We start from the raw sequence: 11,091 nt of genomic DNA, 5'->3' as shown, positions 1-11,091 counted from the left end.
TGACGGCGGACCGGATGGCGGAGTAGCTCAGCTGGTTAGAGCAGTGGAATCATAATCCATGTGTCGGGGGTTCAAGTCCCTCCTCCGCTACCATTCTTTCGCTAAGCAGCTATATAAAAACGGCGATTAGGTGTTCGGGCGCCCGGTCGTCCCACAAACTGTCCCACAAGCGCGGCGAGTGAGGATGGCGGGGCTGCGCGTCGTGAACCGTATGCGCGCCTCGCGCGTTCAGAGCGCATCCGCCACACGCGCGCGAGCCCGCCATGCCCCTGACCCTCACGAGCCCCGCCTTCGCCGACGGCGAGACGATCCCGGCGAAGTTCACCTGCGAGGGCGCGAACGTCTCGCCGTCGTTTTCCTGGTCGGGCGTTCCCGAAGGAACGAAGAGCTTCGCGCTCGCGTGCGTCGATCCCGACGCGCCCGGCGGGGTGTTCCATCACTGGGCGATTTTCAACCTGCCGGCCGATCTCGACGGGCTCGCCGAGGGCGTCGACGCGGCCGGGCTCGGCGCGCGCGAGGCGGTCACCGATTTCCGCAAGCCCGGCTATGGCGGGCCGTGCCCGCCGCCCGGACACGGGACGCATCACTATCATTTCCGGCTCTACGCGCTCGATGTCGCGCGGCTGGGCCTGCACGCGCAAACGGAGTGCCGCGCCGTCATCGACGCCGCCGAGGACGCCGCGATCGAGACCGCCGAGCTCGTCGGGCTGTACGAGCGAACGTAGAAACTGGCGGGGCGGCTCAGCCCGCCGCCGGGCGCACGCGATAGACGCGATAGCCTTCGTCCCGAGAGCCGGAGACCGGCTCTAGCCAGGCCGGCGGCGCGCCCGCCCAGAGCTGCGCGGCGAACGGTTCGCCGTCGGGCTCGACGCGGCGCAGCCGGGCGAGATCGCCCGCGCAGACCATCACCAGGCCGACGCCGTTGTCGCGGGCGATCGCCTCTGCGCCGCCGGGGTCCGTCGCGGTGAACAGGCGATGGCCGGCGAGCAGGCCGGCCTCGTTGCGGTGATAGGACGCCGCGAGCACGCGGTGATCGGTCCGGAAGAGCAGCTCCGAGCCGTGGGAGTAGGCCGCCGCGACCGTGGTCGGCGGCTCGGCGGCGAGCGCGGCGGCGGCCGCGCGCACGTCGCACGCGGCGGGTTCGGCGCCGGAGCCGTCCGGTCCCGATGCCGTCCGCACCGAGAGCACGGCGACGGGCAGCAGGACGACGAAGGCGATCGCCTCGACGAACAGCCGCGTCCGGCCGGGCAGGCGCGCGAACGCCGCCGCGCCGCACCGGGCGGCGCTCCACGCGCGGATTAGCAGCCAGGCGAGCGGGAAGACGGCCAGCGCGTGGGTGAAGTGGACGACGCGCAGCTGCAGGAGCCCCATCGCCAGCGCGCCGGCCATGACCACGGCCCAGCCCGCCCACAGCGCGCGCCGGCGCGGCTCGGCGATCGCCGCGGCGACGGCCGCGGCCAGGCCTGCGAGGACCGGCGCGACGAACACGATCACCACGCCCGGCGAGTCGCCGAACGCCGCCGGGGCCGACCGCGCCTCGGAGACGTGCTTGAGCCAGATCTCGGCCAGCAGCGGGTCGTCGAGGGCGTAGGGATCGGCGAAGCAGGCCGGGAAGGCGAGATAGAGCAGGGCCGTGAGCGGCAGGGCGAGGCCCGCGCCCAGCAGCGTCCGGCGCAGCACCGTCGCCTTCGCCGCGCGGGGCGCGATCGCGACGCCCGCCCACATCGCCGCCAGCGCGGCGGCGATGGCGACATAGGTCGGCGACAGGGCGTCGCAATAGGCCAGCCCCCAGCGCGACGGGGGAACCATGACCAGGAAGGCGAGCCCGGTCGTCGCGAACGCGCTTGCGCCGAAGGCGAGATTGATCCGCTCCATGCGGCGGCCGCGGGCGAGCCAGATCAGTCCGGCGAAGACCGCGGCGAGCGCGAACCAGGGCGTGATCTCCGCGCCGATCGCGAGCCCCAGCCCGAACGCCGCGCCGGCGATCGCCGCGGCGCGCGTCTTCAGCGGATCGACGCAGCCGCGCGCCAGCCCGCCGACCGCGATCATCAGGATCAGCGCCTGCAGGCCGTGATGATCGATGCGCCCGGGCGAGAATTGCAGGAGATGGCCGAAGGCGACGAGCAGCGCCGCGCCCGCGACCGGGGCATGCCGGCGGCCGAGGAAGGGCCGCGCCGCCCACACGGCGGCGGCGAGGAAGCCGGCGAGATAGGCCGCCGGCAGGATGCGCGACGCCAGCATGAGCGCCGTCTCGCGATCGGTGAACAGGGAGATGCACCAGGTCAGCCCCGCGATCGGCCAGCCGGGAAGGGCCGACCAGTGCAGCTCGACGCCGCCCGGCGGGCCCATGCGCGGTTCGAACCAGGTCGGAGGACCGTCCCCGGCGAGCCCGCGCAGCACGCGCATGCCGCGAAGATAGTCGTCCGGCCCCTTGAGTTCGCCCGGTCCGACCCCGGCCGTCGTCCAGCTGAGCGCTGCGAGCGCGAGCCAGGCCAGCGCCAGCCACGCCAGGACCGGGACGCGCGCGGCCGCCGCGACGAGGACGGGGCGCGGGCTTTCGGGGGGCGAGGGGGTTTCCGTCACGGGCGAAACCTGAGTCGACGAGGCGCGCCGCGCCGATCGGCGCGCGCCCTTCCGGCTGATAGACTGATCCGCCCGCCCGGTCCATCGCGCGGGCGGGCGCGCGATCTGGACCTTCCGTAAACCATTTCGTGCGACAAGCAGGATCGGGCCGGACGGCCGCCCCCGCGGGCGCCGCCGGACGGGCGATGGGAAGGAGACGGCGTGGAGAAGTCCACTCTCGCAGACGCCGAACCGGTCATGCTGCGGCTGAAGCGCCGCATTCCCCGGACCGCGATCGAGGCGTGGCGCTATCTCCTCGTCAGCGCGGTCGGGCTGGCGGTCGATTTCGGCCTGCTCGCCCTGCTCGTCGAGTTCGATCTCGCCCCGCTGCTCATCGCCAACGCAGTCTCGTTCACCGCCGGCGTGATCGTGGTGTATCTCGGCTCGATCGGCTGGGTGTTCGGCGCCCGGCGTCTCAAGGCGCCCCATATCGAGTTCGCCATCTTCGCCGCGGTCGGGATCGTCGGGCTCGGCGTCAACGAGGCCGCGCTGTGGCTCGTCGCCGAGATCGGCGGGGTTCACTACACGCTCGGCAAGATCGCCGCCGCGGCGGCCAGCTTCACCTCCAACTTCCTGCTCAGAAAGGCGCTGTTGTTCCGATGAGCACTGCCGGAAACACGACCGGGCGCAAGATCGCCGTCATCGCCGGCGGCGGGCCGGCGGGCCTGACCGCCGCGCTCGAGCTGCTGCGCCGCACCGACGTCACGCCGCTGGTGTTCGAGGCCTCCGACGGGGTGGGCGGCATCTCGCGGACCCATGTCTACAAGGGCAACCGCATCGACATCGGCGGCCATCGCTTCTTCTCGAAGTCCGACCGGGTGATGGACTGGTGGCGGGACATCCTGCCGCTGCAGGGCATGACCGGCGGCGACAAGGCGCTTGAGATCACCTATCAGCGCAAGACCAGCCTCATCGAGATCGACGAGAACGGGCCGAACCCCGACGAGACCGACGACGTCATGCTGGTCCGCCCGCGCAAGTCGCGCATCCTCTATCGCGGCAAGCTGTTCGAGTATCCGCTGTCGCTGTCGCCCGAGACGCTGATGAAGCTGGGCCTCGTCGACACCGCCAAGATCGGGACCTCCTACCTCCAGGCCAACATGTTCCCCCGCAAGGAGGAGACGCTGGAGGACTTCATCATCAACCGCTTCGGCCGGACGCTCTACGAGACCTTCTTCAAGGAATACACCGAAAAGGTCTGGGGCGTGCCGTGCGACCGGATCAGCGCCGAATGGGGCGCCCAGCGCATCAAGGGCGTCAGCTTGCGCGCCGCGCTGCAGCAGGCGCTCGGCAAGGTCGCCGGCTTCCTGCGCCCGCAGAGCGTCGAGACCAGCCTGATCGAGCAGTTCCTCTATCCCAAGCACGGCCCCGGCCAGATGTGGGAGACCGTCCAGGGAATGATCGAGGCCAGGGGCGGGACCGTCGCGCTCAACACGCGCGTCGTCGGGCTGAAGACCGAGAACGGCAAGGTCGTCTCCGCGACCGTCGAGGGCCCGGACGGCAAGCGCGAGGAGGTCGCCTGCGAGTACTTCTTCTCCACCATGCCGGTGAAGGAGCTGTTCGCGATCATGGACCCGCCCGCGCCGAAGGACGTCGCCGACATCGCCGGCGGGCTGTCCTATCGCGACTTCATGACGGTGGGGCTCCTGCTCGACCGGCTCGAGCTCGGCGATTGCGACGGGACCAACCTGTTCGAGCGCATGTCGGACAACTGGATCTATGTCCAGGAGCCGGGCGTGCGCGTAGGCCGGCTGCAATTCTTCAACAACTGGAGCCCCTATCTCGTCGCCGACCCGACCAAGGTCTGGATGGGACTCGAGTATTTCTGCGACGAGGGCGACGATCTCTGGTCGATGGACGACGAGGCCATGATCCGCTTCGGCGTCGAGGAGCTGGAGCGCATCGGCGTGGTCCGTTCGCAGGACGTCATCGACGGCACGGTGCTGCGCGTGCCCAAGACCTATCCCGCCTACTGGGGCGCCTACGATCATTTCGACAAGGTCCAAGCCCACGCCGACGCGATCGACAATCTCTACCTGCTCGGCCGCAACGGCATGCACCGCTACAACAACCAGGACCACTCGATGCTGACCGCCATGGTCGCCGTCGACGCCATCGCGAGCGGCGAGCCGGTGAAGGCGAATGTCTGGGACGTCAACGCCGAGCAGGAATACCATGAGGAGAAGTCCGCGGCGTGAGGGGAGCGCGCGGGCGCGCCTACTCGTCCTGCTTCTCCACGACAGGCGTCGGCGATCCGCTCCAGACGAAACGGTAGATCGCGCCCTGGGCGACGGATTGGACGCCGCTCGGCGTGAACACGGCGATGCAGGTTCCGCCTTCGTGCCGGGCGGACGGGTAGACGACCCCGGTGACATTCGCCCGTCTCAGGTCGGCCGCCAGCTCGTTGCCCGCCGGATAGCCGATCGCGGGGTCGGGGTTCAGCGCGGCGAGGTCAGGGTCGGCCTTCCGGAGATCGACATATTCCCCGGCGAGGCTTGCGACGAGCTCGTGATAATGGACCTCGGTCTCGAACTCGCCGCTTCGCACGAGAAATTCGGTCATGTGGAAAGCCACTTCCCGGATGCAGGTCTCGACCTGGAGCGCCGCATACCAAGCGCCGCGATCGGGGCCGTTGAACCGGCAGAGTTCGCGCGGCTTGGCGTAGGCGAAGCTCGCATTGATGAACGAGGCGTGCGGCACGCCGTAGACGAATTCGTTGGGGTGGATGTCGGCGCCGCCCCTGTCCTGGGCGATCAGGCGCGCGCTTGTCGCGCCTTCGATCTCGGCCAGCGCGGCGAGTTCGTCTTCGGTGTCGACGAGCGGCTTGAGGACGGATTCCCGCAAGCGGCCCGTGGAAATCAGCCGAATGGTGCGGGGGAAGGCGAGCCGCTCGCTCTCGGGAACGGTCGAGACCACGCGGCCGCCTAGAGTCCGCCGCGCACGGCGTCGACGTAGCGGCGCACGTCGAGCATCAGGGGTATGCCGCCTTCGATCATCGCTTGCACGGGCGTCAAATCATCGAACAAAGGCCCGCTGTTGGGCAGCTTGGGCCAGCGGTCAGCGTAATCGTCCGCAACCAGAAGGTGCAACGCCTTGTAGATCCCGATCAGGGCCGACACCCGGGTCAGCTGGTCCTGACCGAGCTGCTTGGCGCCGCCGGCCTTGATGCGATCCCAGCTGCTCGATGAGACGTCGAGCAGTGCAGCGGCCTCGGCGTTCGACAAATTCCATGCGGCCGCCACCCGCCGGTACGCCTTCAGCGCCGTGTCGTTCAAGCGCTTGCGGCTTGCAGGATCGCTGAACCGCTCGGGTCGTTTCGGTTCGAAGCCGGCACCGCTCTCTGCAAGTCCCGTGACCATCATGATCTCCTCATATGAGGAGCAATATAACATCAAATGACGTGTACGACTATAAGGGGGGCGAATGCGTCGAGCCGCGTTGAATCAAGCTCGCGATAGCGACCGCCTCACGCCGCCACTTCCTCTCCCGCCCAGTCGAACACGCGCCCCGTCGCCGCCGCGTCGAGCCCGTCGATCACGGAGAGCAGCCGCTCGGCGGAATAGGCCGGCGTGAACAGCTTGGTCTCGGGCACGTTGCGCTGGAACGGCGCCGACAGCGCGGTGTCGACCGTGCCGGGATGCAGCCCGACGCACAGCGCCTCGGGGCGCTTGCGGGCGAGCTCGATCGAGCAGGTCTTCAGGATCTGGTTGAGCGCGGCCTTGGAGGCGCGATAGGCGTGCCAGCCGCCCAGCCGGTTGTCCGAGATCGAGCCCACGCGCGCCGAGATCGCCGCGAACACGGCCTTGTCGTCCTTCGCCAGAAAGGGCAGGACGTGCTTGGCGATCAGCGCCGGGCCGGTCGCGTTGATTTGAAAGGCCCGGGCCATCGCGCGGGCGTCGATCTGGCGCCAGGTCTTCTCCGGCTCGAGCCCGGTCTCGTCGTGCAGCATGCCGGTCGCGACCAGGCAGAGATGGAGCGGGCCGCCGGCGGCGATCTGTTCGGCGGCTGCGGCGATCGAGTCTTCGTCGGTCAGGTCGAAGCCGAAGGGCCGGGTCTTGGCCGCGCCGGGCGTCACCACCGAGCGCGCGCCGGCGTGGACCGTCCCGCAGCGCGGGTCCGCCTCGAAATGTTCGAGCATCGCCGCGCCGATGCCGCCTGAGGCGCCGAACACGGCGGCGCGATAGCCCTCGGGGAGGGAGGAGAGCGTCAGGGTCATGGACCCTGAGCTAGTCCTCGACCCTCCCGGGGAAAGCCCGGCGCCGCGGTCAGCCGCCGTCGGAGTAGATGTGATAGCGCGTCAGCACGGCCACGCCCTGCTGGCGGGTCTTGCGGCCGGCGAGCTCGAGGCCCCAGCCGTTCTCGGCCGCGCGCAGGACGAGATCGCGGAAATCCGCCTTCTGGGCGTCGGCCCGCCGCCACAGCGCAGCGCATTCGGCCGACGGCGCGGCCTCGATCCGATGGTCCATCCACTGCCCGGGCGCGCCCGGGCAGACATCCGCTCCGTAGTCGAACCTCACCTCGAAAAAGCGCAGCTGCGGGTGATCGTTGAACTCCGAGTCCTCGCCGCACGCGATCAGCAGACGGTCGGCGCGACCGCCGACCGAGGGGTCCGCGCAGCGCGGGATGATCGCGGACTCGCCTTCGACCCAGCGTTGGGGCTGCTGCGACTCCTCTTGCGGCGCCTCCTCGTCCTGCTCGATCACCGCATCGAGAATCTGCTGCGGGACCTGAAGCTGCTGCAGCGCGCGCTCGCCGCCGCTCTGCGCGGCCGCAGCGCCGCCGGTCGCCGCGGCGAGCCCCGCGGCGAGGATGATCTTCAGGCTGTTCATGGCGTCCCCCTCTTGGAAATTGAACGGCGAGCTTGGCCGCGCCCCGCACGCGTCGTCAAATTCTCAAGGCGGGCGCCCTCAGCGCGGCGAGACGGTGTAGACCCGCAGCTCGGCGTGGCCGGCGTCGCGCAGCGTGCGGCCCGACAGCCCGATGCGCCAGCCGTCGCGCATCGCCTGCAGCATGGTCTCCATGAACAGCGCCTTGCGCGCATCGACCTGCTCCCAGAGCGCAATGCACGCGTCCGAAGGCCAGTCGCGCGCCGCGCTGTCGGCCAGCGCGCCCTCGTCGCCGGCGCACTCCAGCGCGCCATAGTCGAAGAACTTCACCCAGATGACGGCGGCGCGATCGACGCCGCGCGGTGTCGGAGAGCCGCTGTTGCACATGATCCAGACCTGGTCGCCGACATCGCTGAGGCTCGGGTCGACGCAGTTGAGCACGACGGAACTTTCGCCTTCCGGCCAGGCGGCGTCGGCGTCCGTCTCGTCGGTCTCTTCCTCGATGTCGAGCACCCGGTCGAGCACCTGGGCGGGCAGCTGCTGAAGCACGTTGGGTTGAAGCTCGTTTTCCTGCGCAACGGCGGTCGCCGCGAGGCCGGCGGCGCTCGCGGTCGCGGCGATGAGCGTAATGAGGCGTGTCATGGCGTCCTCCCTTTGCTTGCCTGCCGGGCGAGCATCAGGCGGGGCCCCGTTCGCGTCAAACGCGAGGGCGGGCCGGCCGCCGGCCCGGCCCGCCGCGATCGGATCAGTCGCCCGGCGACAGCCTGTGCTGGACGAGTTCGGCGCGGCCCTCCGTGCCGGTCGTCACGCCCCAGGGTTCGATACGCCAGCCGTTCTCCATCGCCATCATCATGGCGTCGACGAAGTCGTCCTTGCGCGCGTCGACCTGTTGCCACAGCGCGATGCACGTATCGGACGGCCAGGGCCGCCGGTCGCCGCCGGACTCCAGCGCGCCCTCTTCGCCGGCGCACTCGTAGATGCCGTAGTCGAAGCGCTTGATGAAGATGTGCGCCTGGCGGCCGGTCCAGCCGTTGTAAAGCGGCGAGTCCTGGCTGCACGTGATCCAGACCTGGTCGCCCCAGTCGAACAGGCGCGGGTCGCGGCAATCGCTGAGCGCGGTCTGCTCGCCGCGGGTCCACTCCGCGTCGGCGTCGTCGTCTTCGTCGTCGGCGTCCGGCGGGTTGATGACGCGGTCGAGCACCTGACCGGGCAATTGCTGAAGCGCCTCGGGGCGCAGCTCGTTCTCCTGGGCGGCGGCGGTTCCCGCCAGGCCGGCGGCGCCGGCGATCGCTGTGATGAGCGTGATGACGCGTGTCATGGCGTCCTCCCTTGGTTTGCCTGCCCGCGAAGCATCGGGGGAGGGCCGCTTACGCGTCAAATGCGCGCCCGGGGATGTCTCCGCGCCGCGGCGTTCTATATCCCTGCGAATCAGCCAGGGAGACGCACGCATGCTCCGTTCAAGCCTCGCCGCCGCCGCGCTCGCGTGCGCGGCCGGCGCCGCCCACGCCCAGACCACCGACGCGCCGCCGGCGGACATTCCGCAAAACTTCCTGTCGGCCGGCGCGGCGATGCTGCCCGACTATCCCGGCTCCGACGATTATCGCGTCATCCCGTTCGGCGCGGCCCGCCTCGTCATCGGCGATGTGGTCGTCCAGACCGAAGGCCCGGGCCTGGCCGCGACGCTGGCCGAGAGCGGCCCCGTCGAGTTCGGCGTGTTCGGGCGCTGGTATGGCGGGCGCGAGGACGATATCGACGACGCCGTCGTGCGCCTGCTGCCCACGGTCGACGACGCCATCGTGGCCGGCGGTTTCGCCCGCGCCACCCTGGCCGAGAACGTGCTCGGCCGCGACCGGGTGAGCGCGGACGTGCGCGTCGGCGCCGACGTCACCGATACGTTCGACGGGGCGATCTGGACGACGTCGCTGAGCTACGGCGCGGCGCTGCCGCGGGGGAATTTCCTCGCCCTGTCGGCCTCGCTCACGGGCGTGAGCGACGACTACGCCGATCTGCACTTCTCCGTCGATCCCGCCGGCGCGGCGGCCTCGGGCCTGCCCGTCTTCGCCGCGGAAAGCGGCGTGCGCGATATCGGCGTGACCGCGATCTACGACCAGGCGATCACGCGGAACTGGTCGGCGACGGCCGTGCTCGGATATTCGCGGCTGATCGGCGATTTCGCCGACAGCCCGCTGGTTTCGATCCGCGGCTCCGAGGACCAGGCCTTCTTCGGGCTGGCGATCGGCCGGCGCTTCTAGGCGTCGACGGCGTTACTGAGCGCCGGGCGCTTCGGGGAGCCGGTCTCCGATCATGCCCCCGGCCGCGGCGCTGGGCGCCTCCTGGCCGCCGGGCCAGTCGTGGACCACGATGCGATTGCCGGCGAGATGGCCGGTGACGAGGCTCACATCGCCGTCGCCGTCGAGATCGACCGCGCGGGCGACCTGGGGATGGGCGGGCAGCGCGATGCGGCCCGTCTCGACATAACTCTCGCCGTCATGGCCGATGATCAGCGCTTCCGGCGTTCCCTGGTCGAGGCTCGACTGCGTCATCAGCACGATCTCGGCCTCGCCGTCGCCCGAGAAATCCCGGACGAAGCCGGCGCGGGGATCGCCGCCGCCGGGCAGCGGATCGCTGAGCACCCAGTGATCGTCCTCGCCGGCGGTGTCGGCCTGGACGCTCATCGCGATGCGCGTCGGCGCGGGCGGCTCGTCGGTCCAGCCCTCGACGAGAAGATCGGGCAGCCAGTCATCGTTGAGATCGCCGCCGCCCAGCACGCGGATGACCTGGCGGACATCCTTGTAGAGCAGGACTTCGAGCACGTCGTCATCATTGGCCGCCCGCAGCATGATCTTGCCGTGGCCATAGAACGGCACGGCGAGATCGCGGAAGCCGTCATAGGACATCTCGGCGACCTGGCCCCGAGCCTCGTCCTGACGAGGATAAAGCAGCGCCTCGGTGAAGCGCGGCTCGGCGTCGGCGCCCTCGTTGCGCAGCAGCACGCCGCCCGCCGACAGGTCGGGGCCGGTGACGATCATGTCCATCAGCCCGTCCTCGTTGGCATCGTGGACGACGAGGCCGTGAGCGGCGGATCCGCCCATGCGATGGACCAGCGGCTCGGCGTCGAAGCCGCCCTCGCCGTCATTGAAGAAGACCGCGATGCGGCGCTCGTGGGCTCCCTGGGCGATGACGGCGAGATCGACATCGTCGTCGTCGTCGAGATCGCCGGCCTCGGCGAAATCGGGATTGTCGCCGGGATCGAGATCGCCGGCCGGGGCGAAGCCGCCGTCGCCGTCGCCCGTCCAGAGCCTGACCAGGCCGCCCGAGGTCGACGCGCCGCCCGGCCCGCACACCACGGCGAGGTCGGCGTTGGAGTCGGCGTTCGCGTCGAGCACGGCGACGTCCATGAGATCGGCACCCGCCGGGCAGGCGGTGAAGCCCGGCAGGCCGTCGTCGGGCGCAATGTCGGGCCCGGCTTCGCCCATTTGAGCGCAGGCGGCCGCGAGCGCGCCCGCGCTCGCGGCGATGAGATGGCGATGGTTCATGATGTCCCCCCGGATGGCGTGGCTGTCCGTCCGTTCCGCCCCAAGGCCTAGCACGGGGCGGACGGACGGCGCCAGTTAGGGGGGACGCCTATGGACGCCGATGCTTC

12 protein-coding genes and 1 tRNA gene are annotated in these 11,091 nt (G+C 70.2%); 5 read left to right on the top strand and 8 right to left on the bottom strand.

Going from position 1 to position 11,091, the window contains the following annotated elements; translation table 11 throughout:
* Window positions 1-16 precede the first annotated feature (16 nt).
* Window positions 17-93, top strand: a tRNA-Met gene (locus DDZ18_RS11145).
* A gap of 170 nt (window positions 94-263) precedes the next feature.
* Entirely contained in the window at window positions 264-725 is a 462-nt protein-coding gene (locus DDZ18_RS11140) for a YbhB/YbcL family Raf kinase inhibitor-like protein (protein WP_109253472.1), read from the top strand.
* Between the two features lie 16 nt (window positions 726-741).
* Here the strand turns inward: DDZ18_RS11140 and DDZ18_RS13935 are convergent, their stop codons facing one another.
* Window positions 742-2,583, bottom strand: a complete 1,842-nt coding sequence (locus tag DDZ18_RS13935; RefSeq protein WP_158272140.1) for a hypothetical protein — start codon at window positions 2,581-2,583, stop codon at window positions 742-744.
* 201 nt (window positions 2,584-2,784) lie between these two features.
* On the opposite strand from DDZ18_RS13935, the gene DDZ18_RS11130 reads away from it, so the two are divergent.
* Together DDZ18_RS11130 and DDZ18_RS11125 are read left to right on the top strand one after the other, a co-directional pair.
* Window positions 2,785-3,225, top strand: a complete 441-nt coding sequence (locus DDZ18_RS11130; RefSeq protein ID WP_109253471.1) for a GtrA family protein — start codon at window positions 2,785-2,787, stop codon at window positions 3,223-3,225.
* Window positions 3,222-4,820, top strand: coding sequence for an NAD(P)/FAD-dependent oxidoreductase (locus DDZ18_RS11125; RefSeq protein ID WP_109253470.1), 1,599 nt, complete (start codon window positions 3,222-3,224; stop codon window positions 4,818-4,820). Before DDZ18_RS11130 ends, DDZ18_RS11125 begins: the two co-directional genes overlap by 4 nt.
* Window positions 4,821-4,839: 19 nt before the next feature.
* Here DDZ18_RS11125 and DDZ18_RS11120 read toward each other — a convergent pair whose 3' ends face one another.
* From DDZ18_RS11120 to DDZ18_RS11095, 6 genes are all read right to left on the bottom strand, one after another.
* Window positions 4,840-5,538, bottom strand: coding sequence for an RES family NAD+ phosphorylase (locus DDZ18_RS11120; RefSeq protein ID WP_109253469.1), 699 nt, complete (start codon window positions 5,536-5,538; stop codon window positions 4,840-4,842).
* Window positions 5,539-5,546: 8 nt separating this feature from the next.
* On the bottom strand, window positions 5,547-5,984 hold the full coding sequence (locus DDZ18_RS11115; protein WP_233245816.1) for an antitoxin Xre-like helix-turn-helix domain-containing protein: 438 nt from the start codon (window positions 5,982-5,984) through the stop codon (window positions 5,547-5,549).
* Between the two features lie 104 nt (window positions 5,985-6,088).
* A complete protein-coding gene (locus DDZ18_RS11110; protein WP_109253468.1) occupies window positions 6,089-6,838 on the bottom strand; it encodes an SDR family NAD(P)-dependent oxidoreductase in 750 nt (249 codons plus the stop codon).
* Between the two features lie 49 nt (window positions 6,839-6,887).
* On the bottom strand, window positions 6,888-7,451 hold the full coding sequence (locus DDZ18_RS11105) for a hypothetical protein (protein WP_109253467.1): 564 nt from the start codon (window positions 7,449-7,451) through the stop codon (window positions 6,888-6,890).
* A gap of 78 nt (window positions 7,452-7,529) precedes the next feature.
* Window positions 7,530-8,090, bottom strand: a complete 561-nt coding sequence (locus DDZ18_RS11100; RefSeq protein ID WP_109253466.1) for a hypothetical protein — start codon at window positions 8,088-8,090, stop codon at window positions 7,530-7,532.
* 103 nt (window positions 8,091-8,193) lie between these two features.
* Window positions 8,194-8,766 carry a hypothetical protein gene (locus tag DDZ18_RS11095; protein WP_146190664.1) on the bottom strand — a complete coding sequence of 191 codons (573 nt, stop codon included), beginning with the start codon at window positions 8,764-8,766 and terminating at the stop codon, window positions 8,194-8,196.
* Window positions 8,767-8,896: 130 nt separating this feature from the next.
* Between DDZ18_RS11095 and DDZ18_RS11090 the strand changes: the two genes are divergently transcribed.
* A complete protein-coding gene (locus DDZ18_RS11090) occupies window positions 8,897-9,700 on the top strand; it encodes a MipA/OmpV family protein (protein ID WP_158272139.1) in 804 nt (267 codons plus the stop codon).
* Between the two features lie 12 nt (window positions 9,701-9,712).
* On the opposite strand, the gene DDZ18_RS11085 is transcribed toward DDZ18_RS11090, so the two are convergent.
* Window positions 9,713-10,984 carry an FG-GAP-like repeat-containing protein gene (locus DDZ18_RS11085; protein ID WP_109253463.1) on the bottom strand — a complete coding sequence of 424 codons (1,272 nt, stop codon included), beginning with the start codon at window positions 10,982-10,984 and terminating at the stop codon, window positions 9,713-9,715.
* Between the last annotated feature and the right edge of the window lie 107 nt (window positions 10,985-11,091).

This window comes from Marinicauda salina (assembly GCF_003122085.1).
Taxonomy (GTDB): domain Bacteria; phylum Pseudomonadota; class Alphaproteobacteria; order Caulobacterales; family Maricaulaceae; genus Maricicauda_A; species Maricicauda_A salina.
The sequence above is the reverse complement of the archived record's forward strand: the minus strand, read 5'-3'. Positions and strand labels throughout refer to the sequence as shown.